This is a genomic window from Actinomycetospora termitidis (assembly GCF_030286555.1).
Taxonomy (GTDB): domain Bacteria; phylum Actinomycetota; class Actinomycetes; order Mycobacteriales; family Pseudonocardiaceae; genus Actinomycetospora; species Actinomycetospora termitidis.
This window is the reverse complement of record NZ_JASVWF010000001.1, coordinates 270,740-294,726: the sequence shown is the minus strand read 5'-3', so window position 1 is coordinate 294,726 and position 23,987 is coordinate 270,740. Positions and strand designations below refer to the sequence as shown.

Genomic DNA, 23,987 nt, shown 5'->3' with positions numbered 1-23,987 from the left:
AAAGCCCGCGTCAGGCCGACGGGGCCCGCACGATGTCGCCGGGTCCGACGGGGGCCGGGGTCGGACGGGGCGACCCCTCCAGCACGGACCGCACGCGCTCCTCGAGCTTCGCCGCGACCGCCCGGTAGAAGCGGCGCTGGGTGAACCGTCCGAACACCAGAAAGCCGAGCGCGATCACCGGGTTCGGGATGGCCGCCCGCGACGAGACGCCGGTGATGAGGAACTCGACCCGCCCCGTCGTCGTGTTCTTCACCACCTCGTAGATCAACCGGCCGCGTTCGAGGTGGTGGCCCAGGGTCTGGTAGCTCCAGCCCCACACCCGCTCGTCGGCTCCGTCGGCCCGACGGCGGGTCTCGTCGACCACCGTGTCCACGCGGACCCCCATCGGGAACCGCAGTACCACGAAGCGGCCCTCGAGCAGCATGTCGCGCCCCTCCAGCGGGGCGTCGGCGTGGAACAGCGCCGACATGATCCACCGGTCGGCGAACTCGTAGTCGTGCACCAGGGCGCACGCGATCTCCCACGGGCCGCCGGGCTCGGGGTCGCCCGGCTCCTCGACCCCGAGCGGGTGCCGCAGCCGGTCGTGGTGCCAGCCCTTCCCGCCGGTCGTCGCCGGGTCGTAGTTGAGCTCCAGCCCCGCGATCTCGGCGAGGTCGGCCGCCGGGTCGGAGACCGGGCTCAGTCGCATGGTGCGCATCGCGTCCCTCATACCCGTTTTCCCGACGACGGGTCGGTGCGTGAGGGGAGGATTCGTGCGCCTGGACGGCGTGAGGGTTCCCCTCACGCGGGAGGGAGCGGTCCCCGCCCGACGTGTCCGGTCGACCGATCGCCGGGACGATCGTGATCCCACACGATGCTCTCAGCGACCGCTCAGGAGCCGTCCGTAGCTTCCGGCCGCGATGACGCTCCTGACCGACCGCCGCGCCGAGCCCACGGGACGGCTGCTGCAGCCCGCGGTGCCCGGGGAGCGGCGGTTGAGCTGGGACGTGATCCGCGTGCTCGCGGTGCTCTCGGTCGTCGTCCAGCACGCCACGTACACCGCCCAGGGCGTGATGCCGTGGCTCGCACCGCCGCCGTTCACGTGGAGCGTCGAGGCGGGCGCCAACACGCTGATGGTGGTCTCGGCGTTCTTCATCTGCGTCACCGTGGCCAAGCGCCGTCCGGGGCGCTGGTGGTGGCAGCGGATCGCGCGGCTGCTGCCCGCCTACCTGGTGGCGGTCGTCGTCACCTACGGCGCGACCCTCCTCGCCGCGGACCACGGGTACTGGCGCCCCGGGGTGCGCGACCTGGTGGGCAACCTGCTCCTGGTCCAGGGCTTCGACCCGGGCGTGACGTTCATGGACCACTCGTACTGGACGCTGCCGCTCCAGCTCGGGGTGTTCACGCTCGTGGCGCTGACCGTCGGCGTCCTCGGCCGCGACGTCTGGCGCCGTCCGCTCGCGCTCCCGCTCCTGGCCTGGTTCGGGGTGATCGCCCCGGTGCTGCTGGCGAAGTTCGCCACCGGCTGGCTCGCGTGGCTCTCGGACGGCTTCGTCATGTGGCGCTGGCAGCTCTTCGCGATCGGTCTCGCGATGTGGCTCGCCAGCACCCGCCGCATCTCGCTGACCCACCTCGCCGCGCTGACCGCGGCCGGCGTGCTCGCCGAGGCCATCATCACGCCGGACCCGGACTCGACGATCGTCCTCGCCGCCGCCTGCCTGCTGGTCGCCGCCGCGACCCTCGGCCCGGACTGGGACTTCCTGCGGGTCGGCCCGCTGCCGCGGCTCATCGGGTGGGCCGCGGGGGTGTCCTACGGCGTGTACCTGTGCAACCAGCAGATCGGCTACTTCTTCGCGTGGGTCGCCCAGGACTACGCCGGGGTCACGGGGTGGGGCCGTCTGCTCGGCGTCGTCGTCCTGGCCTTCCTGCTCGGGTGGTTGCTCACCCGCTTCGTCGAGCGACCCGCGCACCGGGCGCTCACCCGACGTCGTCAGGAAAAGGATCTCGCGGCCTCGATCAGCAGGTCGTTCTCGTCCGCAACGCCCGCGGAGATGCGCACGCCGTCGGGGTGAAAGGCCCGCACGACGACCTTGTGGTCCAGTGCGTGCTCTGCGAACTCCTGCGTGCGGTCCCCGAGCGGCAGCCAGCAGAAGTTGGCCTGCGTCTCCGGGACCTCGTAGCCCATCTCTCGCAGCGTCGCCGCCATCCGCTGCGCCTCGGAGGCCGCCGTCCGGGCGTCGGCCTCGAGCTCGTCGAGCACGTCGAGGGCGGCGAGCGCCGCGGCCTGGGCCGGGCTGGAGACCGAGAACGGGATCGCGACGCTGCGCAGCGCGGCGGCGAGGTCGGGCGCGGCCACGGCGTAGCCGACCCGCAGGCCCGCCAGGCGGTGTGCCTTGGAGAAGGTCCGCAGGACGGCGACGTGCGGGTGCGCGTCGAGCATCGTCAGGCCGTCGGGGACCTCCGGGTCGGCGACGAACTCCCGGTAGGCCTCGTCGAGGACGACGAGCACGTGCTCGGGGACCCGCGCGAGGAAGTCGGTGAGTTCCCGACGACGGATCGCGGTGCCGGTCGGGTTGTTCGGGTTGCAGACGAAGACGATCCGCGTGCGGTCGGTGATCGCCGCGAGCATGGCCTCGAGGTCGTGCTCGTGGCCGGCGGTGTTGGGCACCGGCACCGGCGTCGCGTGCCCGATGACCGAGACGATCGGGTAGGCCTCGAACGAGCGCCACGGGAAGACGACCTCGTCTCCGGGGGAGCACACCGCGGAGATCAGCTGCCCGCACAGCGCGACCGATCCGCACCCGACCGTGATCCGCTCGCGCGGCACGCCGAGGTGGCCGGCGAGCTTCTCGGAGAGGGCGGTGACGGTGATGTCGGGGTACCGGTTGCCGGCTGCGACGGCCTCCCCGACCGCCTCCCGGACGTGCGGGTGCGGCGGCAGCGCGACCTCGTTGCTCGCGAGCTTGACCGCCCCCGGCACGGTCCGCCCGGCGACGTAGGCGGGCAACGAGGAGAGGTCCGGGCGCAGCGGTGTCACGCCGCCACCGTAGTGCTCCGATCCACGCAGAGGAGTCGGATTCGGCCATCGGGGCCGGTCACGCGGCAGCGGGTGGTCCGGGCATGGAAGGCTCTGGTTCATGACGACCCGCACGGAGACGATCCCGCTCGTCGACGACACCGAGCTCGCGGTGACCGTCGGTGCGCCGGACGGCTCGCCGGTCCGCGGGGGGATCGTGGTGCTGCACTCCGCGCACGGCGTCACCGAGCGCACCGAGAGCATCGTGGACCACCTGGCCGAGGAGGGCTGGCTCGCCGTCGCCCCGCACCTGTTCCACGGCAGCGGGTCCGCCGACGCCGTCTCCGGGGCCTCCGTGCTCACCGACTCGGACGCCTCGTTCGGGTGGTTGGCCGACCACGGCGTCCCGGCCGACCGGATGGGAATCCTGGGCTTCGACCTCGGGGCGACCGCCGCCCTCGTCGTCGCCTCGCAGCGCTCCCTCGGCGCGGCGGTCACGGTCGCCGCGGCCGGGGTGAAGCAGCCCCTGGCCGACGGTCTGCCGCCGCTGCTGGACGTGGTCGGCGAGCTGACCTGCCCCTGGTTGGGGCTCTACGGCGAGACCGGGGACCCGGTCGACCCCTCCGACATCGAGCGCCTGCGGGAAGCGGCCCACGCCTCCGGCGCCGTGGTGGACGTGGTCGTCTACCCCGCGGCCGAGCACCGGTTCGACGACACCGAGGACCCGGCCGCCGCCGGCGGTCCCGACGCCCTCGACGAGTCCGAGGGCGCGGAGGGGACCCGGAGCGAGGCGCGACACCGCGTGCTGAACTGGTTCGACGCGCACCTGCGATGAGCTTCGCAGGTGAGCACTTGTTGTCGCCATAGCGACAACAAGTGCTCACCTGCGCTCCGCGCACATGGGGAGGACAGGGTGACTCGGACCCGGGTCTCGGAGCCCGAGGAGGGCGCCGAGGACGAGGTCCGCCGGGAACGGCGGCGACGCGCCCGGATCGCCCGCGTCGTCGTCTGGGCCGCCCGCATCGTGGGCCTGCTGTCGATCGTCTCGATCTTCGCCCCCGCGGCCCGTCGACGGCTCGAGCCGGCCGCGTGGTTCGGGCTCCCGGTCGAGGCGTCGCTCGTCGGCACCGTCGTCCTCGCGACCGCGGGCGTCGGCCTGATGCTGCTGGCCACCGGCCTACGGCGCCGGAAGCGACGGGCGTGGCAGCTCGCGGTGCTGCTGTGCGTCGTGATCGTGGTGTCGCACCTGCTCGGCCGGCATCCGATCGCGCCGCTGGTGGTGGCCGTCGTCCTGCTGATCGGCCTGCTGTGGACCCGGCGCGAGTTCGACGCGGTGCCCGACCCGCTGGGCCGGCTCGTGGTGGTCCGCCTGGTGGCGCAGCTGCTGGTCGCCGGCTTCGTGATCGTCAGCGCGATGCTGCTGTTCGTCCGGCCGACGTTCCTGCTCGACCGGCCGTCGGTCGGGGAGAAGCTGCTGCACGCGCTGCTGTCGCTGGTCGGCGTCGAGGGCCCGGTCGAGTTCCGGTTCGCGTGGTACGACGACCTGACCGCCGCCGTCGGGCTCACCTTCGGCATCGGCGCGGTCGTCCTCGGCGGCTACTTCTGGCTGCGCTCGGCCGAGCCGCACCCGCAGCTCTCGCCCGACGACGAGGCCGGCATCCGCGGGCTCCTCGACCGGCACGGCCGGGCCGACTCCCTGGGCTACTTCGCGCTGCGCCGGGACAAGTCGGTGGTCTTCTCCGAGTCCGGCAAGGCCGCCGTCGCCTACCGCGTGCTGGCCGGCGTCGCGCTCGCCTCCGGCGATCCGCTCGGCGACGTCGAGGCCTGGCCCGGGGCGATCGAGGAGTTCGTGACGACGTGCCGCCGGCACGGCTGGGTGCCCGCGGTGCTGGGCTGCTCCGAGACCGGGGCGCGGGTGTGGTCGCGAGAAGCCGGGCTGGACGCGCTGGAACTCGGCGACGAGGCCGTCGTCGACGTCGCGACCTTCTCGCTGCAGGGCCGCGCCATGCGCACCGTCCGGCAGGCGGTCTCGCGCATCAAACGGGCCGGCTACGGGACGACGGTGCGCCGCCTGCGCGACGTCCCGGCCGCGGAGCTCGCCGAGCTGCACGCCTGCGTCGAGCGCTGGCGCGGCGGCCCCGACGAGCGCGGGTTCTCCATGGCGCTCTCGCGGGTCGGCGACACCGCCGCCGACCCGGAGGCGGTCCTCGTCGTGGCGACCGCCGAGGACGCCCCGCGCGGCCTCCTGCAGTTCGTCCCGTGGGGCACCGAGGGACTCTCGCTGGACCTCATGATCCGCGACCCCGCCGTCACCGAGAACGGTCTCAACGAGCTGCTGATCACCGACCTGCTCGCGGCGTGCCGCGGGCTGGGGGTCGACCGGGTCTCCCTGAACTTCGCCGTGTTCCGCTCAGCGCTGGAGCGGGGGGAGCGGATCGGCGCGGGACCGGTGGCGCGACTCTGGGCGCGGCTGCTGCGGATCGCGTCGCGGTGGTGGCAGATCGAGACGCTCTACCGCTTCAACGCCCGCTTCGGCCCCACCTGGGTGCCGCGCTACCTGGTGTTCGACGCGGTGCGCGACCTGCCGCGGATCGCCGTGGCCGCCTTCGAGGCGGAGGGCTACGGCGGCAGGCCACCCGCGGTGCTACGTGTGCTCCGCAGGTGAGCAGAAATTGTCGCTATCGCGACAATTTCTGCTCACCTGGCCTACGGCCGCACCAGCACCTTGAGCGCCTCGCGGTCGTTCATGGCCCGGTAGCCCTCGGGGACCTCGTCGAGCCCGATGGTCCGGTTGAAGACCTTGCCCGGCTCGACCTTGCCGTCCATCACGTCGGGCAGCAGCTCGTGCATGTTCGCCTGGGTCGGCGCGATGCCGCCGGCGATCGTGATGTTGGCGCCGAACTTGCGCCCCGCGTTCGGGATCGTGCCGCTCTGCGGGACCCCGACGATGCCGACGTACCCGCCGGGCTTCGTAACGTTCAGCGCGGTCGAGAGCGCCTGGTCGTACCCGACCGCCTCGATCGTCGAGTGGGCGCCGTCGGTTCCGAGGACGTCGCGGACCTTCTGCTCGCCCTCCTCGCCGCGCTCGGCGACGACGTCGGTGGCGCCGAACTCGCGCCCGAGGTCCGTGCGGTCCTTGTGGTGGCCCATCAGGACGATGCGCTCGGCGCCGAGGCGCTTCGCCGCCAGGACGGCCAGCAGGCCGACGGCGCCGTCGCCCACGACGACGACGTCCTTGCCGCGCTCGACCCGCGCCGACACCGCCGCGTGGTGGCCGGTGCCGAACACGTCCGACAGCGTCAGCAGGCTCGGCATCAGCTCGGACTCGACCGGCACGTCGAGCTTCATGAGCGAGTGGTCGGCGAACGGGACGCGCGCCGCCTCGCCCTGCCCGCCGTCGGTCTCGGCACCCCACGCGCTGCCGTTCGGGCAGGCGCTCGTCAGGCCGGCACGGCAGTACTCGCAGGTGCCGTCGGCGTAGAAGAACGGCGCCACGACGACGTCGCCCTGCTTCACCCGGCCGACGTCCGAGCCGGTCTCCTCGACGACCCCGATGAACTCGTGGCCGATCCGTCCGCCCTGCTCCGTCGCCTCCCGACTCTTGTACGGCCAGAGGTCGGAACCGCAGATGCAGGAGTGCGTGATCCGGACGATGGCGTCGGTGGGGTTCTCCAGCTTCGGGTCGGGGACGTCCTCGACCCGGATGTCGCCCGCTCCGTAGATCAGCGTCGCCTTCACGACAGGTGTCCTCCTCAGGATCGATCGCCCACGGCTACCCGGGGCGTATGCGATCCCATGCGGCTCCGCGCACGCGTCACATCGCGCGCAACCGAACTCGTGCTCCATGATCACGAGTTCGGGAGCGACACGCGCAAGCTCTGCTGCGACGCGCTCACGAAATCTCGATCTTGGTTCCCGACGACGAGGTGGGTCGGCTGCGGTGGGGGTGGCCGTCAGCCGGGCCGGACCGCCCGTGTACTGTCTTCCACCGGTGGGCCCCAGGGCTCCGGGAGGCTTCGCCTAGTCTGGTCTATGGCGCCGCACTGCTAATGCGGTTTGGGGTAACCCCCCATCCCGGGTTCAAATCCCGGAGCCTCCGCAGCGGTGGTCGGTAGGGTCGCCGTACAATTGAAGATCATGCGCCCGTAGCTCAACGGATAGAGCATCTGACTACGGATCAGAAGGTTAGGGGTTCGAATCCCTTCGGGCGCGCGCAGGAGAGCACTACCGAGGGGTCGCCGGAATCCGGCGGCCCCTTCGTCGTCTCCGGGGCGCACCAGCGACGGCCGCGGCTCGTCATCGAGGGGGAGACCCTCGAGCCGGAGCCCGTTACGTTGGATCTATGACGGAGGCGACACAGAGCAAGACGGCCGGGGTCCTGGCAGGACTGGCGGCGCTGGCGTTCATCGCCGTCGCCCTCATCAGCGGGCTCTGGTACTGGTGGCTGATCGCCCTCGTGTGGGTCGGCCTGGCGGTGTACTGGGTGCAGCGCGGTCGACGCCAGTCCACCACCGCGCCGCACGAGTAGGCATCCGGCCGACGCTGCTGCCCAGCGCCCCGGTCGTCATCCCGCCAGGGCCGCCTCGATCTCGTCGCGGTGATGGTCGGCGGGCAGGACGAGGCTGCCGGTGTAGTCGTCGCGGTGGGCGATGCGGGAGCCGCACCAACCGCACCCGCCGGCCGCGTCCACGACCGCGCGGCCCTCGACCTCGGTGCGCCGGTCGACGACCTTGCGCTGCTGCACCTGGTCGTGGACCCACCAGGCGCCGAAGGGCACGGCGAGGATCGCCGCGGTGATCAGGGCCCACTTGAGGATCAGGATCGCGAGGCCCACCAGGAGGACGACACCGATGACGGTGCCGAGACCGGAGGAGCTCGAGCGTCGTGAGGCCATCGTCAGCACCACCACTTCTTCGCGCAGAAGCCGCCGGTGAGGGCACCGTCGGGAAGGCCGTTGTCACCGCGACGGGGCAGCGGGACGTACACGTCGTCATCATCGTCCGAGGAGTCGGAGGACGAGCTGGACGTGGACGGAGGGGCCGAACAGGTCCGGCCGTTCGGGTCGGCGGACCGCAGGTCGGAGAGGTACGTCGGGTCGGCCTCGCTCGCGGAGTCGACGCCGGTGTGGTCGTAGACCACCGCGAGCGTGCCGAAGTCCCCGGAGCTCAGGTCGACGTAGCGCAGCAGTCGGCCATTCTTGTCCTTCTCGACGCCGGGTTCGGCGCGCAGCGTGACCTGCTGCCCCTCCAGGAACGTCTCGGCTGTCTCCTTGGCCTGCTTCCCGCCGTAGGTGGAGACCTCGCACGCGTCGATCCCGAGGACCCGGATCTTCTGCCCGTCGGCGACGAAGGACTCACCGTCGATCACGTCGGAGACGGTCACGGTGTCGCCGTCCGGCTGCGTGGGTGCGACGGGAGCCGGGGCGGCCACGGCCGGCGCGTACGTGGCCGGGGCCGGAGCCGTCACCGCGGCGGGCGCGGCCGCCGTCGTGGAGGGTGTCCCGTTGTTCGACAGATCCCCGATCGCGACGAGGCAGAACACCCCGGCCGCGATCCCCGACCAGACCTTGTATGCCGTGCGCACCTGCGTCGTTCCCCCCGACGGTCCTGTGTGTCGAGGCTGTAGTCGAAAGATCCGACGGACGCGTTACCCGCCTCGACGGCACCCGCGCGTTGCGTCGCGCACACGGCTGGCCCAGGTCGTCCGGACCAGGTGTGGCGTTGCGCGACGCAATGCGCCGGCGTACTGACGTCGCTCCTCCGAACCGTGTGCGGGACGCAACGCGCCGGCAGACCGATGTCGGCTCTCCTCGCCGTGTGCGGGACGCACACGGCCGGTCGGCCGACCCCGGACAGCACGACGGGCCCGCCGCGTTCCAGTGCGGCGGGCCCGTCCGTGCGGAGCGGTCAGCCCTTCGGGAGGAGTCGCTTCGTGGTCCGGCGGAAGGCCCAGATGACGACCAGCGCGCCGAGCACGGTCAGCGGCGTCCCCATCGCGATGCGGGCGACGCCCAGGCCGCCGGTCGCGTCGGCGAGGTAGAGCCACTGCTGGACGACGAAGCGGGCGCCGAACACCACGGCGGCGGCCAGCGTCGCCACATCGTGGGCCCGCAGCACCGCGCGGTCGCCCCGCCACGGGTGCTTGCCGCCGTGGAGGAGGTTCCACACGACGCCGGTCACGGGACGTCGGGCCAGCAACGACCCGGCGGTGACGACGAACCCGGCGGCCGAGGCCCAGATGCCGATGACGAAGAAGTCCTTCGGCGACCCGGTGAACGCCACGATCGCCACGGCGACCGCGACGCCGAGCACGCTGCCGATGGCCTGCGCGACCTTCTCGCCGCGGACCAGCCGGAACACCGTCAGGGCGAGTCCGGCCGCGAGCGAGACCGCGATCGTCACCGGCAGCGTCAGGAAGGTGTTCGCCGCCACGAACACGAGCACCGGGATCGTGGAGTACACGAACCCCTTCGCGCCGCCCATCTGCTCGAGCACCGTCGGGGCCTTCGTCGCCGCCATGGTGTCGTCGGTCTCGCGGTGCTGCTCGGTCGCGTTCATCGGGCTCCTCCGTGTCTCAGCGGGGTCTCTGGTGTGCTGGGAACCAGGGAAGTCCGTGCCGCTGCGGCACACTCAAGCCGGACGTGACCCGGACCACTCCCAGGCGCTCGCCGCGGTCCGCAGACCGGCGATCGCCCAACCCAGCGCCGTGCGCAGGCCGGGCAGCTCCGCGTCCACCCGCGCGCCCAGCGCCCGGACGGCGTCCCGGTGCCCGAGGTGCTCGCCGGGCGCGAACACCGTGCGGACGTCGCCGTCGATCGCCAGCACGGCCAGCACCGCCTCGGCCGGGGAGACGGCTTGGGGCGTGTCGGACAGGACCGCGCCCCGCACGCGCGCCCGCAGGGCCCGGGTCTCGGGGGAGACCGCCACGGTCCGGTACGGCACGACGCACAGCCGGCGCCGCCGGACCGCCCGGACGACACCGAGCTCGGCGAGGCGGCCCCGGACGCGTTCCTCGGCGGCGGCCGGGTCCCCGTCCATCACCGCGGACCAGCTCGCCGTCCCGCCCGGGGGCACGGCATCGAGGACCGCAGCGAGGAACCCGTCGTCGGGAACGCCACCGGGCAGCCGGACGGCCCTCCCGTCGACGTCGGTGAGCAGGCCGGACAGGCGCAGCTCCGCGACGGCGGCCGCCCGCAGCAGGACGCCGCGGAGCAGGTCGCTGTCCTCGCCCAGCCGATCCCGCTCGAGGTCGTGGCACAGCAGGTAGACGGCCTGCGGCAGCGTGGGCTCGATCATCACCCGCTCCTTCCTCCGAGGTGCTCCGACAGGAACCGCTCGGTGGCCCGGAACATGTCCACGAGGTTCTCGGTCTGGGCGAACATGTGGCCCTCGTCCTCGTAGACGCGGTAGGCGACCTCGACGCCGCGTGCGCGCAGGGACGCGACGATCGCGTCGGATTCCGACTGCGGCACCCGCACGTCGTTCGCGCCCTGGAAGACCATCAGCGGCGCGATGATCCGGTCGGCGTGCGTGATCGGCGACCGCTCGATCATGTCCGCGTACGCCGCCGGGTCCTCCGGGTCGCCGACGTAGGTGTACCAGTTGTTCCGCAGCCCCGGGCGGATCGCCTCGGGCAGGGCGAGCATGAACGTCGCGAGGTTCGAGATGCCGACGTAGTCGACGGCGGCGGCGAACAGGTGCGGGTCGCGGGTGACCGCCGTGAGCGTCGCGTAGCCGCCGTAGGACCCACCGAAGATCCCGATCCGGGCCGGGTCCGCGTGTCCCTGCGTGACCGCCCACTCCACGGCGTCGACCAGGTCGTCCTGCATCGCGCCCGCGAACTCGCCGATCGCGGCCCGCACGTGGTCGCGGCCGAAGCCGGTCGACCCGCGGAAGTTGACCTGCAGCACCGCGTAGCCGCGATTGGCGAACAGCTGAGCGATGGGGTCGTGCCCCCACGAGTCCCGGGTCCACGGCCCGCCGTGCGGCACGAGCACCATCGGCCCCGGCTCGTCGCCGGCGTCGAGCGGCCGCGTCAGGTACGACGGCAGGTCCCGGCCGTCCCGGGCGCGGACGGTCACCGGCACGGTCGGCGCGAGGACGTCGGGGTCCAGGTGCGCGTGGGTCCGGAAGAGCGGGCGGGCGTCACCCGTCGCGTGGTCGTAGAGCCACGTCGCGCCCCACTCGCGGTCGTGGACGAACGAGACCAGCCAGCGGCGCCGGGCGACGTCGGTCGAGATCGCGCCGAGGTCGCCGTCGGAGAGGGTCTCGAGCTGTTCGAGCACCACGGCGAACTCCTCGGTGACCGGGACGATCTCCTGCCGCTCGCGGGAGTAGCGGACCCCGAGCAGCTCGCCGTCCCGGTCCCGGATCAGCGGCGACGGGATCGTCGGGAAGACCTGGGCACGGGTGTCGACGTCGTGGGTCGGGTGGCCCGCGACCTCAATCTCGACGCCCGTCGCCAGGTCCAGGCGCACCAGCCGCAGCCGATCGGTGTGGCCGTGCCGCCCGAGCCACATCCCGGTGCCGTCCGGGGTGAGCTGGACCGGGAAGGGCCCGGTGGGGTGGTCGGCGGCGTCGAGCACCGCGATCGTGCGGACCTCGCCGGACGGCGCCCGGTGGCCGACCGTCCAGTTCCCCTCGTCGTCCTGGCCGACGCCGTAGAGGTCGCCGCCCGGGGCGAGCTGGCTGCCGCCGAACTCGCCGTCGCCGGTGACGAGGACGGTGAGCTCGCCGGTCGCGATGTCGATCTCGCAGGTGTCGATCTCGTCGGGCCGCCGGTGGTTGATCCAGACGACGAGGGTGCCGGGCCGCCCGGGCGGCAGGTCGCGGCCGAACACCCGGGCGCCGGGGTAGGGGGTGAGGTCGACGGCGGGCGCGTCCGGGGCGTCGAGGTCGACCCGGTACACGTGGAAGTGCTCGTCCCCGCCGACGTCCTGGGCGTAGACCAGGAAGCGGTCGTCGGCCCAGGAGTAGTCGTGGATGCTGCGGACGTCGTCGGCGGTCACGCAGCGGGCGGCGTCGAGGTCGTCCACCCCGGCGACCCAGATGTTGAGCCGCTCCTTCCACGGCGCGAGGAAGGCGATCCGCGTGCCGTCGGGGGAGAGCGTGGCGCGGGTGCGCTCGGGCGGGGCGACGAAGTCCTCGGCGGGGATCAGCGGGGTCATGAGAGGTCCTCCTTCTCGTCTGCCACCACCGGACACCGTGCCGTCGCGGCACACTCAAGGGCAGACTGGACGACGTGGGCTGGAGCACCCGGGAACTGGCGGAACTCGCGGGCACGAGCCTGCGCTCGGTGCGGCACTACCACGACGTCGGGCTCCTGCCCGAGCCCGAGCGCCGCAGCAATGGCTACAAGCAGTACGGCGTCGCGCACCTCGTGCGGCTGCTGCGCATCAAGCGCCTGGCCGACCTGGGGTTCTCGCTGCCGCAGATCGCCGAGCTCGGGGACGCCGACGAGCACCCGGCCGAGGCCCTCCGGGCGCTCGACGAGGATCTGGCCGCGCAGGTCGACCGGCTGCAGCAGCTGCGGGCGGAGCTGGCGGACATCCTCGAGCACGAGGTGCCCACCGACCTGCCGAACGATCTCGCGGTCACGCCCGGCGTCAAGCTCTCCGAGCGGGACCGCAACCTGGTCGCCGTCATGGGCCGCACCCTCGGCGAGGAGGGTCGGCGCGCGTACGCGCACCTGCTCCAGGACGACGACACCGATCCCGTCCTGACCGAGGAGTTCGAGAGCCTCGACCCGGACGCCGACGAGTCGACCCGCGCCGGGCTCGCGGCCCGGTTCACCGACGTCATCCTCGCCAGGGCCGCCGACGACCCGCGGATCACCACGTTCGGGATCGACGCGCCCGGCGGCCTCTCGAAGTACCTCCGGACGATCCAGCGCGCGATGGAGGACCTCTACAACCCGGCCCAGCTCGACGTCATGCGGCGGATGGTCCTGCAGTTCCGTGCCCGGTGGGACCCGGAGGCCCTGGCCGAACGACCCGACGTCGGGAAGGCTCCCGACCCGTGACCGACGAGAAGCACCTCATCCGCTACTCGGGCCGCGGGGCGTTCGCCCCGGAACTCATCGCCCGCGCGGCGGGCAGCTCGGTGTTCACCGAGGACGGCCGGGAGCTGCTGGACTTCACCTCCGGGCAGATGAGCGCGATCCTCGGGCACTCGCACCCGGAGATCGTCGCGACGGTGCAGGCACAGGTCGCGAGCCTCGACCACCTGCACTCCGGGATGCTCAGCCGCCCGGTCCTCGACCTGGCCGAGCAGCTCGTCGCGACGCTGCCCGCCCCGCTCGAGAAGGCCGTCTTCCTGACGACGGGTGCGGAGGCCAACGAGGCCGCGCTGCGGATGGCGAAGCTGGTCACCGGGGGCCACGAGGTGGTGTCCTTCGCGCGCTCGTGGCACGGGATGACCCAGGCCGCCGCGAACGCGACCTACAGCGCCGGGCGCGTGGGCTACGGGCCGACGGCGCCGGGGAACTTCGCGCTGCCGGTGCCCGACCGGTTCCGGCCCTCGATCGTCGGTCCCGACGGCGAGCTGGACTGGCGTCGCCAGCTCGACCTCGGCTTCGAGATGGTCGACGCGCAGTCCGTCGGGGCGCTCGCCGCGTGCCTGGTGGAGCCGATCCTGAGCTCCGGCGGCGTCGTCGACCTCCCGCCCGGCTACCTCGCGGCGCTGCAGGAGAAGTGCCGGGAGCGCGGCATGCTGCTGATCGTCGACGAGGCGCAGACCGGCCTCTGCCGGACCGGCGACTGGTACGCCTTCGAGCGGGACGGCGTGGTGCCGGACATCCTCACGCTCTCCAAGACCCTCGGCGCCGGCCTGCCCCTCGCCGCCGTCCTCACCAGCGCCGAGATCGAGGAGCGCGCGCACGAGCGGGGCTTCCTCTTCTTCACCACCCACGTCAACGACCCGCTGCCGGCCGCCGTCGGGCTGACCGTGCTCGACGTGCTCCGCCGCGACCGGCTCGAGGTGCGTGCCGCGGAGCTCGGGGAGCGGTTGCAGTCCGGCCTGCGGTCGTTGGCCCACGACGTGGTCGCCGACGTGCGGGGGCGGGGGCTGATGGTGGGGCTGGAGCTCGGGGGCTCCGACGCCGACCGCCTCGGCGCGGCGGTGACCGCGCGGTGCGCCGAGCTCGGACTGCACGTCAACATCGTGCAGCTGCCCGGGATGGGCGGGACGTTCCGCATCGCGCCGCCGCTGACGGCCTCGGAGGAGGAGATCGACCGGGGCGTGTCGATCATCGACGAGGCGCTGCGCTCCGTCGGCTGATCGGGAGGACCCTCATCGGTCCACGGGGGTGGTCGTCGGACCGATGGGGGTCTTCTCGACGGCGGGTCCTGCCGGCGGCGCGAACACGTGGGCGAGCCGCTCGCGCCAGGTCGTCGCCGCCCGCACGTCCCGCCAGATCGCGGCGAACTCGTGGTACTGCAGCCCGGCCACGTTCTGCGTGGGCGGCGGGGTGGTCAGGCCGTAGCGGGGGCGGTGGGTCTCCTCGGCGTAGGTGCCGAACAGGCGGTCCCAGACGATGAGCATCCCGCCGTAGTTGCGGTCCAGGTACTCCGGGTCGCTGGCGTGGTGCACGCGGTGGTGCGACGGCGTGTTGAGCACGAACTCGACCGGCGCCGGGAGCTTCCCGATCCGCTCGGTGTGCACGAAGAACTGGTAGACGAGGGTGATCGAGAACGCCGTGAAGATCATCCACGGCGGGACGCCGAGCAGCGGCAGCGGCACCCAGAACAGCATCTCGAACCACGGGTTCCACTTCTGGCGGGCCGCGGTGGAGAAGTTGAAGTACTCGCTGTTGTGGTGCGCCTGGTGGGCGGCCCAGACGAGCCGGACCCGGTGCGCCGTGCGGTGGTAGCAGTACCAGAGCAGGTCGACGCCGAGCAGGACGCCGACCCACGTCCAGGCGCTCGACGGGTCGAGGCGCAGCGGCGTGAGCTCGTACAGCACCGCGTACCCGAGCAGCGCCAGGCCGCGCGCAACGGTGTTGAAGCCCAGGGCCACCATCCCGCTGACGACGCTGGTGACGGTGTCGCGGCGCTCGTAGCCGCGCAGGTCGTCGTCGGCGAACACCGCGAAGGACACGGCCTCGAGCACGACGAAGACGATGAAGAACGGCACCGCGACCGTGAGGGGATCCCGGAGGACCGACATGGTCCCCGATTGTGCCGAACCGGCTGCTCCCGTCCGGATCGGGTGACGCCAGGATGCGGCCATGACTCTCGTCCCGGTCGACCTGCCCTCCCCGACGACGATGCGCGGACGCTGGGCCGCGTTCGCCGCGATCCTCGCCGCGCGCGGCTGGGGCAGCGGCGCGTTCGCGGAGCCCGGCCGCTGGCACTACGACGACGGCGGGGGCAACTGGGCCGACCTGCACCTGCTCGGCGACGGCCGCGCCGTGCTCGTCGGGAACGACCACGAGTACTCGAACACCTACTTCCGCGAGGCCGCGACGTACTTCCAGGAGGAGGAGACCGACCTGCTCGCGGGCGCCCCGGACTGGTGGGAGCCGCCGATCGTGGACGGGATGGCTCGCGAGATGTGGGTGGGGTTCGCCTACGGCTTCGACGGCACCGGCTGGGCCCGCGCGCCCTACGAGCTCGACGACGGGTTCGCGTCGCTCTCCCCGGTCTTCGCGACGGCGGAGCGGTGCCGGGAGTTGATCGTGGAGTTCGTCGAGAACGAGGCGCCGCACCCGGTCCGGCCGGACGCGGTCGACGCGCTCGTCGCGGCGGACGGCGCCCTGACGCCGGAGCTGCTCCGGGCGGTGGCGGACGTGCCGGGCTGGGACCTCGACGCCGGGGTCGCGGCGGCGCGGGCCTTCAGGGGCTGACGGATCGGGTCGGGACGGTGAGACCGTCGAGCACGAAGCCCGCGAGCCGGTCGGCGCGCTGGGGCCACGAGTCGTCGGCCGGGAGCGTCCACAGGCCGGCGAGCAGGGCGATGACGTCGTCGGCGTCGCGGTCGTCGCGCAGCGTCCCGTCGGCCGCGCCCCGGGCGAGGATGTCGGTGATCGCCGCGGAGATCACCGTGCGGGCCGGCGGGTGGTCGGCGCCCGGGGCGTGCAACAGGTCACCGAGCGCCCGCTTCGTCCGGGCGAACTCGACGAAGCGCAGGAGCCAGCGGGCCAGCGCGACCGAGCCCGACCCGTCGTCGGGAACCTCGCCGAGTTCGGCGATCTCCCGGGCGTAGGTGGCTGCGACCAGGGCCTCGCGGTGCGGGAAGTGCCGGTAGAGCGTCGCGATGCTGACGCCGGCGTCGCGGGCGACCTTGTCGAGGGCGACGTCGGGTCCGTCGCTCGCGAAGAGCTCGGACGCGCTCCGGAGCAGCGCGTCCCGGTTGAGGCGGGCGTCGGCTCGGGGAGACACGGCACAAGCGTAGTCGCCCTACGGTTATCGGTGTACGGTCGAGACGTATCCGTAGGAGCCCTACGTTTCAGGGAGCGTCAGCATGACCATCGAGACCCCCTTCGGCGAGTTCTCCACCGCCGACGAGGTCGCCGCCGGGATCGACCTCACGGGGAGGACCGCCGTCGTCACCGGGGCGTCGTCCGGGATCGGCATCGAGACCGCCCGCACCCTGGCCACCCACGGGGCGGCCGTCACGCTCGCCGTCCGGAACCTCGAGGCCGGCGAGAAGGTCGCGGAGGAGATCCGGGCGCAGGGCGGCAAGGTCGACGTCCGCCCGCTCGAGCTGGGCGACCGTGCCTCCGTCGCCGCGTTCGTGGACGCGTGGGAGGGGCCGCTGCACCTGCTGGTGAACAACGCCGGCGTCATGGCCCTGCCGGAGCGGACGCTGATCGACGGGCAGGAGGCGCAGTTCGCGACGAACCACCTGGGGCACTTCGCCCTGGCGACGGGCCTGCACCGGGCGCTCGCGGCGGCCGACGGCGCGCGGGTCGTGGCCGTGTCGTCCTCAGCGCACCTGCGCCTGCCGGTGCTGTTCGACGACCTGGACTTCTCGTTCGTGGTCTACGACCCGTGGATCGCCTACGCCCAGTCGAAGACCGCCAACGTGCTCTTCGCCGTCGAGGCGACGCGGCGCTGGGCCGACGACGGGATCACCGTCAACGCCCTCATGCCGGGCGGGATCGCGACGGGGCTGCAGCGCCACGTCGACATGGAGGCGTTGCTGGCCGCGCGGAAGGCGGCGGGGGCGCCGGACCGGATGAAGACCGTGCAGGAGGGCGCATCGACGTCCGTGCTGTGCGCGGTGTCGCCGCTGCTCGAGGGCGTCGGCGGTCGGTACTTCGAGGACTGCCACGAGGCGCCCGTGATCACCGGGCGCGACCGGTCGGACGGGCGGCACGGGGTCGCGCCCTTCGCCCTGGACCCGGCGAACGCCGAGCGGCTGTGGGAGGTCTCGGAGCGGCTTCTCGGCTAGCTAGCGCCAGACCTGCTTCTCGGTGACGACCGCGGTGATCAGGTCGAACGGGGTGACGTCGAAGGCGGGGTTGTAGACCGGGGTGTCGGTGAGGCCGGCGAGCCCGCGGACCTCGTCCGCGCCGCGCTCCTCGACGACGATGTCGGCGCCCGTCGGCGTCGTCGAGTCAATCGTCTCCTCGGGGGCGACGACGAGGAACGGGACGCCGGACCGGGCGGCGGCGCACGCGAGCATGTAGGTGCCGATCTTGTTCGCGGTGTCGCCGTTGGCGGCGATCCGGTCGGCACCGACGAGCACCGCGTCGACCAGCCCGGAGGCGATCGCGGCCGGCCCGGCCGAGTCGACGCACAGCCGGTAGGGCGCGCCCGCGCGGGCGAGCTCCCACACCGTGAGCCGGGCGCCCTGGAGCAGCGGACGGGTCTCGCAGGCGAGGACCTCGGTGAGGGCGCCCCGGTCGTGCAGCCGCAGGATCGCGCCCAGCGCCGAGCCGCCCGGCCCGCACGCGAGGTCGCCGGTGTTGCAGAGCGTCAGGGCGCGGACCGGACCCGGGCGCAGCTCCTGCACGAGGTCGGCGGCCCGCTCCGTCGCCCGGGCGTTCACGACGGCGGCCTCGGCCGCGACCGCGCGGGCCTCGGCCAGGGCCGCCGCTGGGCCGTCGTCGAGCCGCGCAATGACCCGGCGGACGCCGATGGCGAGCGGGACCGCCGTGGGGCGGGCGGTGGCGATCCGCTCCGCGCCCGCCGGATCGCCCAGCGCGCACGCGAGCGCCGCGCCGTACGCCCCGGCGATCCCGAGGCTCGGGGCGCCGCGCACCGCGAGCGTGCGGATCGCGTCGACCACCTCGTCGACGGTGCGCAGCGTCAGCCACGTCGTCGCGTGCGGCAGGGCGCGCTGGTCGAGCAGCACGACGGCCGGGCCGTCGTCGGACCAGTCCACGAACTCCACGGTCCGATCGTCGCACTGCCGGCCGACCCGTCGTCGAGAAGCACACCAGGCACGTCCCTGGAGGCCCGGAGGTGCGTGGTGTGCCTCTCGGCGAGGTCAGGGCACGAGTTCCGCGTAGGCCGCGTCCACGATCCGGGTGTGCAGGGCGATGTCGTCCGGCCCCGTGAACAGCCGCTGCGTGAGCACGACGACGACGAGGTCGCGGACCGGGTCGGCGTGGAGGCTCGTGCCCAGTCCGCCGGCCCACCCGAAAGCGCCGGTGCGCGGCCCGTCGACCGTCACCGACACCCCGTACCCCCAGCTCAGCTCCGGCGAGAGGAACCCCGAGGCGTGGGCACTCGCGCGCTGGGCCGCGGTGAGCTGGTCCCGGACCATCGGGGGGCGGTCGCGCAGGGACCGGGCGAACGCGAACAGGTCGTCGACGGTGGAGACCAGGCCCGCCGCCGCGTCGGGGAAGGCGGGTGGGCGGGACCAGGCGCCGTCCGGGGTGTCCCACACCTCGCCGCCGGACCACGCGGTGACGAGCCGGTCCGTCGCGGAGGTCCCGAAGGCCGTGTCGACCATCCCGAGCGGTCCGGTCACGCGGTCGGCGAGCAGCTCGGGCAGCCCACGTCCGGTCACCCGGGCGAGCAGCACCCCGAGCAGCTGCCCCGACCCGTGGTAGAGCCAGCGCTCGCCCGGCTGGGCCTGCAGCGGCAGCTCGACGAGCTCGGCCAGCCACGCGTCCGGGGCGGGCACACGGTCCGGTTCGGGTGGCCCGATCATGTTCAGCCGGCCCGACGTCACCGCGGCGACCCATGGCCACGGCGGGTCGGCGAACATCTCCGAGGTCATCCCGTAGCCGGTGGTGTACGTCAGGACGTCCCGCACCGTGATCGGACGCTCGGCGGGCACCGTGTCGTCCAGGGCCGCGTCCGGGGATCGCAGCACCCGGCGCCCCGCGAGTTCGGGCAACCACCGGTCCACGGACTCGTCGAGCTCCATCACTCCCTCGGCGAGCAGGCGCTCCGCGAGCGCGGCGACCACGGGCTTGGTGATCGACGCGACGCGGAAGAGCGAGTTCCGCCGGACGGGCCCCGCCGTCGTCACCCGCGGGTCGTCCCCGCGGGCGGCGAGGACGACGATGCCGGGCACGTCGGCCGACGCGACGACCTCCTCGACCGTGCTCACGAGCGGGTCAGCCGCAACGTCATCCAGGGCTGGTCGGCCCCGGTGCGGTGCCAGACGCCGGTCGCGGTGTCGCCGTCGACCCGGAGGACGGCGCGGGCGCCGGTGCTGCCGAAGCCGAGGTGCCCGTCACCGGTGAGCTCGACGACCGAGTCCTCGACCGTGCCGTCGCTGCCGAAGGCCCGGCTGGGCACCGGGGAGGCGGAGATCGGCCCGATGACCTCGAGCGCGCGGACCCGGTCCTCGCCCATGTGCACGTCCACGTGGTGCACGACGAACTCCTCGCCGAGCCACTCGTAGGCGTCCGTGCCCCGGATCGGGGTGCCGTCGTCCACCTCGCCCTCGGTGCGCCAGGTCCCGACGATCGCCTCCAGCTGTCTTCGCATCCTCGGAACGTACCACGCAGTCCTCTTTCAGGACGACGGGTCACGATCGGGTGACACCGGCTCACGCGCGTGCCGGGTGCGGCGATGAGGGGGCAGACACCCGCACGACGAGGAGACCACCATGGCCATGCCCTCGACGAAGCCCTCGGCCCAGCCGCCCACGATCGCCCCGGCGCTCGCCCTGCTGCTCGTCCTCGCGGTGCTGGTCGCGGCGATGTGGATCGCGTACGCCGCCTAGAAGACGACGGTGGTGGTCCCGTCGCGCATCACGCGGTCCTCGCAGTGCCAGCGCACCGCCCGGGACAGCACTGAGCGTTCGACGTCGGACCCGAGCCGCGTGAGGTCGGCCGCGGTGTGCCGGTGGTTCACCCGCACCACGTCCTGCTCGATGATCGGGCCCTGGTCGAGCTCCTCGGTGACGTAGTGCGCGGTGGCGCCCACGAGCTTCACCCCGCGCTCCTTGGCCTGCCGGTAGGGCACGGCACCGACGAACGCCGGCAGGAACGAGTGGTGGATGTTGATCATCGGGGCGCCGACCGCCGCGAGCAGTGACCCGCTGACGATCTGCATGTAGCGGGCGAGCACGACGAGGTCCAGGCCGGCGAGCAGCTCGGCCTGCCGGGCCTCGGCCTCCGGCTTGGTCTCCGCGGTCACGGGGACGTGCACGAACGGCACGCCGAACGACTCGACGGCGGGTGCGAGGTCGGGGTGGTTGGAGATGACGACGGCGACCTCGACGTCGAGTTCGCCGCGCTGGGTGCGCCACAGCAGGTCGAGCAGGCAGTGGTCGCTCTTCGAGACCAGGATCCCGATCCGCTTGGGCGCCGCCGCGTCGGTGACGGTGAACTCCATCCCGAAGTGCCGGGCGACGTCGGAGCTGAACGCCGCGCGGAGCCCGTCGAGGTCGCGCGAGGGCAGGGCGAACTCGGTGCGCTGGAAGTAGGTGCCGCCGTAGGTCGCGGTGGCGTGCTGGTCGAGCGACAGGATGTTCGCGCCGGAGGCCGAGAGGAACGACGAGACGGCGGCGACGATGCCGAAGCGGTCCGGGCAGCGCACGAGCAGGCGGCCGACGGTGTCGGCGGGGCGTGACACGCCGGGGAGGGTAGCCGTCAGGTCAGGGCCCGGGGCGAGCCGAGGAGCGCGGCACCATCCGGACGGGTCGGCAGGCGCCGGCGGGGCGCCGGCAGCGGCGTCAGGGCGTCGTTGCGCCGGCGCACGATGGTGGTGGCGAGCTCCCGGGAGCGTCGCTCCAGCTCGTCGTCCTCGCCGCCGGCGAGGGTGGCCGCCGCGTCGCCGACCTGGAGCGCCACCCGTGCCAGCTCGTCGAGGAGGTCCGCCGACCAGTCGAAGCGGTCGACGTCGGCCGGGCACCGGGCCTGCATCGCGGTGACCTCGCCGAGCGCCTCGTGGGCACGGTGCACGAGGTCGCGCAGTCGCGCGCGGTCCGCGTCGTCCACGGGCCCTGCCTCTCGTCCGCCGCCACGGTGACCCACGCAGAATGCCCCGCGGGCCGCCGTTCACACGTGGGCGGGTGGCGGATCGGTGAACGGGTGGCGACGAGAAGGTCGGATGTGGCCCGTTCGGGATGTCGTTCGCTCGATCGGGGTAGCCGAGAGCGGTCGGACGATCACGAGACAGTAAGAAGCCCGGTCGGCGGGGGGACACCGACCGGGCTCGACGTCGATCACGGGGGGCATGATCGACGTTATTTACGTTCCTCTCCGTAGTGGGCGCCGTCAAGGAACTCGGACGTCCGAGTTGTGCGCTGTACGTCACCGCTGGTGGGCACCCGTGCGAGCATGGATCGCCGCCGCGACGAGAGAGGGGACGCGATGCGCATCCGACTGCAGGACGGGCCCTGCGCGGGGGACCACGACGTCCGGATCGTGGAGTCCGCGCCGCCGCCCGAGGAGTACCTCGTGCTGGTCGAGAAGGGCCCGCGCACGGCGACCGACGGGGTGAACGGGGGCACCATCCCGGGCGTCAACGTCTTCGCGGTCCACCGCCTCGCGCGGCGGGACCCGGACGGCACCCCGGTGTACGGCTTCGCGGGGCAGCGCTTCTCCCGCGGGTACTGAGGCTTCCCGACGACGGGTCGGGCCGACCCGTCGTCGGGACAGGGGTCAGCGGAACGCGTCCTTGACCTTCTCGCCGGCCTGCTTGATGTTGCCCTTGGTCTGGTCGGCCTTGCCCTCGGCCTGCAGGTCCTTGTCGTCCTGGGCCTTGCCGACGGCCTCCTTCGCCTTGCCCTTGAGCTCGTCGGCCTTGTTGTCGATCTTGTCTCCGGTAGCCATGGGACGGGGTTACCCGAACTCAGGTCGCCACCAACAGCACCCAGACCGGACCGGGTGCGAACGGGAGCGGCGCGCCGTCGGGCGTCGTGAACGCGGTCGGGGCGTCCGGGGCGGAGCGCGACCACGAGCCGTCGAGGCGGTGGCCGTCGCGCAGCACCTCGACGCGTCCCGACCCGACCGTGACCGCGGTCGGCGAGGGCGAGCCCGCCACGTCCCGGATCGCCGAGGTCCGCACGGGCACGTGCTGCACCACGATCGTCGCGGGGTGCGCGTCCGCCGGGGCGCCGCCGATGGTCAGGTCCCACCGGTCCCCGGTCCAGTGCGCGAGGACCTCGGTGCGCCCGACCCGCTGCGTGACGTCGGCGGCGGCCGGCGCCCCGTCGGGCACGGGGCCGAACCGGAACCCGACGTCCCGCGGGCCGCTGACGTCGCGGGCGGCGTCGACGAGGGCTGCCGGGTCGCCGTAGAGGTTGTGCGGCGACGGACGGTCACCCGCGCGGCGGTAGGCCCCGGCGACGCGCTCCGCGGACAACGGCACGATCGAGGCGGCGGACACCGCGGCATCGAGCTCCGGCGCGTTCCCGGAGTAGGCGAGGGCGGGGCGGCCGTAGGCGGCGAGGAGGTCGAGGTCGGACTCCCGCAGGCTGCGGACCGGGCCGACCGTGGGCGGGAGCTGCGAGGCGAACACCGCGAGCAGGCGGGTCAGGCCGCCCTCGACCGGTTCGACGTAGACCACGTCCGCGTCGCCGACGCCGGTCCACGGCCGGCCCTCCGGCGAGTTGTCGACCTTCACCGCCAGCACCGCCCGGCCGGCGTCACCCCCGCGCCCGGTCAGCGGCGACACCACGTCGGGCGCCGACGTGGCGGCGGCCGGGCCCGGCCCGGCCGGGGAGTCGCGGGCGTTCACGACGATGATCCCGAAGACCACCGCGATGACGGCGGCGATCACCACCCCCAGCGTGCTCGCCCGGCCACGATCCCCCGCCATCGCAACATCATCGCCGTCGGTCGCCGGACCTATCATCGAGGGCATGGCGCGTCCGGGGGATCGTGACGGGAGACGGTCCCGTCGCGGCGTCCCCCCGGCGGAGCCGGAGGAACCCGCCCGCAAGCGCGCCTCCGACGCCGAGCGCGAGGACGTCGCGTCGATGCTCGCGCGGGCGATGGTGGCGGGGCGGCTCACGCCGGTCGAGTACTCCGACCGGGCTGCCATCGCGCAGGCCGCCCGCTACCGCGACCAGCTCGACGGGCTGCTCGCGGATCTGCCCGGCGCCGTCCTGCACTCCTCGCACGGCAGCGACGTGCTCGACCTCGAGGCCGGCGTCGGCGGGTCGATCAGCCGGCGCGGGTACTGGAAGGTCCCGCCGACGGTGCGGGTGCGCAGCTGGGTGGGCAAGGTCCTGCTGGACCTCTCCGAGGCCGAGTGCGCCACGTCCGTCGTCGCCGTGGAGCTCGCCACCGGCATGTGCTCGCCGACCGTCGTGCTCCCGGAGGGCGCGACCGTCGACGTCGACGACCTCCGGATCTCCGCGGGCTCGGTCCGGGACGAGACCGTGCACCGCCGCGACCGCGGGGAACTGCACGTCAGCGTGCGTGGCCGGCACTCCTTCGGCGACGTCGTGCTGCGCCATCCGGTCCGCGGCCGGTGGGAGCGCCTGCGGGCCCTGCCGACGGAGGCGCCACGCTCGGTGGCCCGTCGGGTGACCGGCGCCGGCCGACCCGCCCGTCCCGACGCACGCCGCCCCGACGGCCCGGAGCGGTAACCTCGGGCCTCGACGCGGGCGCCGAGGCGCCGGGCCGGGGAGGG

Annotated in this window: 27 protein-coding genes and 2 tRNA genes; 12 read left to right on the top strand and 17 right to left on the bottom strand. The window is 73.3% G+C overall.

The genetic code is table 11. The annotated features are described in order from the left end of the window. Positions 1–10 precede the first annotated feature (10 nt). On the bottom strand, positions 11–697 hold the full coding sequence (locus QRT03_RS01535) for a DUF1990 family protein (RefSeq protein ID WP_286050659.1): 687 nt from the start codon (positions 695–697) through the stop codon (positions 11–13). A 202-nt stretch (positions 698–899) separates the two neighbouring features. On the opposite strand from QRT03_RS01535, the gene QRT03_RS01530 reads away from it, so the two are divergent. After that, positions 900–2,051, top strand: a complete 1,152-nt coding sequence (locus QRT03_RS01530) for an acyltransferase family protein (RefSeq protein WP_286050658.1) — start codon at positions 900–902, stop codon at positions 2,049–2,051. Here QRT03_RS01530 and hisC read toward each other — a convergent pair. Beyond that, entirely contained in the window at positions 1,970–3,016 is a 1,047-nt protein-coding gene (hisC, locus tag QRT03_RS01525) for a histidinol-phosphate transaminase (protein ID WP_286050657.1), read from the bottom strand. The genes QRT03_RS01530 and hisC overlap by 82 nt on opposite strands. A 100-nt stretch (positions 3,017–3,116) precedes the next feature. Between hisC and QRT03_RS01520 the strand changes: the two genes are divergently transcribed. Both QRT03_RS01520 and QRT03_RS01515 read left to right on the top strand, forming a co-directional pair. Continuing rightward, entirely contained in the window at positions 3,117–3,830 is a 714-nt protein-coding gene (locus QRT03_RS01520; RefSeq protein WP_286050656.1) for a dienelactone hydrolase family protein, read from the top strand. A 78-nt stretch (positions 3,831–3,908) separates the two neighbouring features. Then, positions 3,909–5,660 (top strand): phosphatidylglycerol lysyltransferase domain-containing protein, encoded by a 1,752-nt coding sequence (locus tag QRT03_RS01515; RefSeq protein ID WP_286050654.1) that lies wholly within the window; start codon positions 3,909–3,911, stop codon positions 5,658–5,660. A 41-nt stretch (positions 5,661–5,701) separates the two neighbouring features. On the opposite strand, the gene QRT03_RS01510 is transcribed toward QRT03_RS01515, so the two are convergent. Then, entirely contained in the window at positions 5,702–6,733 is a 1,032-nt protein-coding gene (locus QRT03_RS01510; RefSeq protein WP_286050653.1) for a zinc-binding dehydrogenase, read from the bottom strand. A gap of 271 nt (positions 6,734–7,004) precedes the next feature. Between QRT03_RS01510 and QRT03_RS01505 the strand changes: the two genes are divergently transcribed. From QRT03_RS01505 to QRT03_RS01495, 3 genes are all read left to right on the top strand, one after another. After that, positions 7,005–7,094: transfer RNA gene (locus QRT03_RS01505), tRNA-Ser, on the top strand. Between the two features lie 40 nt (positions 7,095–7,134). Then, positions 7,135–7,207: transfer RNA gene (locus QRT03_RS01500), tRNA-Arg, on the top strand. A gap of 130 nt (positions 7,208–7,337) precedes the next feature. After that, positions 7,338–7,523, top strand: a complete 186-nt coding sequence (locus QRT03_RS01495; protein WP_286050652.1) for a hypothetical protein — start codon at positions 7,338–7,340, stop codon at positions 7,521–7,523. Between the two features lie 36 nt (positions 7,524–7,559). Here the strand turns inward: QRT03_RS01495 and QRT03_RS01490 are convergent, their stop codons facing one another. The 5 genes from QRT03_RS01490 to QRT03_RS01470 form a co-directional block, all read right to left on the bottom strand. Continuing rightward, entirely contained in the window at positions 7,560–7,889 is a 330-nt protein-coding gene (locus QRT03_RS01490) for a hypothetical protein (protein ID WP_286050651.1), read from the bottom strand. Positions 7,890–7,891: 2 nt separating this feature from the next. Continuing rightward, positions 7,892–8,578, bottom strand: a complete 687-nt coding sequence (locus QRT03_RS01485; RefSeq protein ID WP_286050650.1) for a thermonuclease family protein — start codon at positions 8,576–8,578, stop codon at positions 7,892–7,894. Between the two features lie 323 nt (positions 8,579–8,901). Next, complete coding sequence (locus QRT03_RS01480; RefSeq protein ID WP_286050649.1) at positions 8,902–9,552, bottom strand: DUF3159 domain-containing protein; 651 nt, start codon at positions 9,550–9,552, stop codon at positions 8,902–8,904. Between the two features lie 72 nt (positions 9,553–9,624). Continuing rightward, entirely contained in the window at positions 9,625–10,290 is a 666-nt protein-coding gene (locus QRT03_RS01475; protein WP_286050648.1) for a GPP34 family phosphoprotein, read from the bottom strand. Beyond that, positions 10,290–12,161, bottom strand: a complete 1,872-nt coding sequence (locus tag QRT03_RS01470; RefSeq protein WP_286050647.1) for an alpha/beta hydrolase family protein — start codon at positions 12,159–12,161, stop codon at positions 10,290–10,292. Before QRT03_RS01470 ends, QRT03_RS01475 begins: the two co-directional genes overlap by 1 nt. Positions 12,162–12,235: 74 nt before the next feature. Between QRT03_RS01470 and QRT03_RS01465 the strand changes: the two genes are divergently transcribed. Continuing rightward, complete coding sequence (locus QRT03_RS01465; RefSeq protein WP_286050646.1) at positions 12,236–13,015, top strand: MerR family transcriptional regulator; 780 nt, start codon at positions 12,236–12,238, stop codon at positions 13,013–13,015. Further along, positions 13,012–14,271, top strand: a complete 1,260-nt coding sequence (locus QRT03_RS01460; protein ID WP_286050645.1) for an aspartate aminotransferase family protein — start codon at positions 13,012–13,014, stop codon at positions 14,269–14,271. Before QRT03_RS01465 ends, QRT03_RS01460 begins: the two co-directional genes overlap by 4 nt. Before the next feature lie 12 nt (positions 14,272–14,283). Here QRT03_RS01460 and QRT03_RS01455 read toward each other — a convergent pair whose 3' ends face one another. Continuing rightward, complete coding sequence (locus tag QRT03_RS01455) at positions 14,284–15,159, bottom strand: sterol desaturase family protein (RefSeq protein ID WP_286050644.1); 876 nt, start codon at positions 15,157–15,159, stop codon at positions 14,284–14,286. A gap of 61 nt (positions 15,160–15,220) precedes the next feature. Here QRT03_RS01455 and QRT03_RS01450 point away from each other — a divergent pair, with 61 nt between their 5' ends. Beyond that, on the top strand, positions 15,221–15,838 hold the full coding sequence (locus QRT03_RS01450; protein ID WP_286050643.1) for a proteophosphoglycan 5: 618 nt from the start codon (positions 15,221–15,223) through the stop codon (positions 15,836–15,838). Here QRT03_RS01450 and QRT03_RS01445 read toward each other — a convergent pair. Continuing rightward, complete coding sequence (locus tag QRT03_RS01445; RefSeq protein ID WP_286050642.1) at positions 15,828–16,373, bottom strand: TetR/AcrR family transcriptional regulator; 546 nt, start codon at positions 16,371–16,373, stop codon at positions 15,828–15,830. The two genes, QRT03_RS01450 and QRT03_RS01445, sit on opposite strands and share 11 nt — an antisense overlap. An 82-nt stretch (positions 16,374–16,455) precedes the next feature. Here QRT03_RS01445 and QRT03_RS01440 point away from each other — a divergent pair, with 82 nt between their 5' ends. After that, complete coding sequence (locus QRT03_RS01440) at positions 16,456–17,388, top strand: SDR family NAD(P)-dependent oxidoreductase (protein WP_286050641.1); 933 nt, start codon at positions 16,456–16,458, stop codon at positions 17,386–17,388. Here QRT03_RS01440 and mtnA read toward each other — a convergent pair whose 3' ends face one another. The 5 genes from mtnA to QRT03_RS01415 form a co-directional block, all read right to left on the bottom strand. Beyond that, a complete protein-coding gene (mtnA, locus tag QRT03_RS01435; protein ID WP_286050640.1) occupies positions 17,389–18,333 on the bottom strand; it encodes an S-methyl-5-thioribose-1-phosphate isomerase in 945 nt (314 codons plus the stop codon). A gap of 96 nt (positions 18,334–18,429) precedes the next feature. After that, on the bottom strand, positions 18,430–19,503 hold the full coding sequence (locus QRT03_RS01430) for a serine hydrolase domain-containing protein (protein ID WP_286050638.1): 1,074 nt from the start codon (positions 19,501–19,503) through the stop codon (positions 18,430–18,432). Further along, positions 19,500–19,886 carry a hypothetical protein gene (locus QRT03_RS01425; protein WP_286050637.1) on the bottom strand — a complete coding sequence of 129 codons (387 nt, stop codon included), beginning with the start codon at positions 19,884–19,886 and terminating at the stop codon, positions 19,500–19,502. The genes QRT03_RS01430 and QRT03_RS01425 overlap by 4 nt, the downstream gene beginning before the upstream one ends. 234 nt (positions 19,887–20,120) lie before the next feature. Next, complete coding sequence (purU, locus tag QRT03_RS01420; protein WP_286050636.1) at positions 20,121–20,978, bottom strand: formyltetrahydrofolate deformylase; 858 nt, start codon at positions 20,976–20,978, stop codon at positions 20,121–20,123. 17 nt (positions 20,979–20,995) lie between these two features. Then, positions 20,996–21,343, bottom strand: coding sequence for a hypothetical protein (locus QRT03_RS01415; protein ID WP_286050635.1), 348 nt, complete (start codon positions 21,341–21,343; stop codon positions 20,996–20,998). 375 nt (positions 21,344–21,718) lie between these two features. Here QRT03_RS01415 and QRT03_RS01410 point away from each other — a divergent pair, with 375 nt between their 5' ends. Then, positions 21,719–21,964, top strand: coding sequence for a hypothetical protein (locus tag QRT03_RS01410; RefSeq protein WP_286050634.1), 246 nt, complete (start codon positions 21,719–21,721; stop codon positions 21,962–21,964). 45 nt (positions 21,965–22,009) lie between these two features. Here the strand turns inward: QRT03_RS01410 and QRT03_RS01405 are convergent, their stop codons facing one another. Next, positions 22,010–22,180, bottom strand: coding sequence for a CsbD family protein (locus QRT03_RS01405; RefSeq protein ID WP_286050633.1), 171 nt, complete (start codon positions 22,178–22,180; stop codon positions 22,010–22,012). Between the two features lie 19 nt (positions 22,181–22,199). Further along, positions 22,200–23,168, bottom strand: coding sequence for a DUF3048 domain-containing protein (locus QRT03_RS01400; protein WP_286050632.1), 969 nt, complete (start codon positions 23,166–23,168; stop codon positions 22,200–22,202). Between the two features lie 43 nt (positions 23,169–23,211). Between QRT03_RS01400 and QRT03_RS01395 the strand changes: the two genes are divergently transcribed. Then, positions 23,212–23,943 (top strand): DUF1707 SHOCT-like domain-containing protein, encoded by a 732-nt coding sequence (locus tag QRT03_RS01395; protein ID WP_286050631.1) that lies wholly within the window; start codon positions 23,212–23,214, stop codon positions 23,941–23,943. Positions 23,944–23,987 lie beyond the last annotated feature (44 nt).